Genomic DNA, 276 nt, shown 5'->3' on the forward strand with positions numbered 1-276 from the left:
GCTTTACCTATGTTGCAAAATCAATCATTTGACTTTGTAGTAACAGATTGGAATATGCCGGGCATGCAAGGTATTGACTTGTTAAGAGCAATACGCGCAGATGACAAATTAAAGCATCTTCCGGTTTTAATGGTTACTGCAGAAGCTAAGAAAGAGCAAATTATTGCAGCAGCCCAAGCAGGTGTTAATGGTTATATTGTTAAGCCATTTACTGCGGGTACATTAAAAACTAAATTAGAAAAAGTGTTCGAACGCTTAGGTTAATAAGGGGAGAGG

General features: G+C 38.0%; 1 protein-coding gene. It reads left to right on the forward strand.

Features of this window, described 5'->3' with window-relative positions:
• On the forward strand, window positions 1-264 hold a 264-nt coding region (locus AAEY79_RS14750; protein ID WP_352289093.1), incomplete at its 5' end, for a response regulator.
• Window positions 265-276 lie beyond the last annotated feature (12 nt).

Origin of the sequence: Psychrobacter sp. GW64-MNA-CIBAN-0177 (assembly GCF_040309585.1) — a bacterium.
Lineage (GTDB): Bacteria > Pseudomonadota > Gammaproteobacteria > Pseudomonadales > Moraxellaceae > Psychrobacter > Psychrobacter okhotskensis.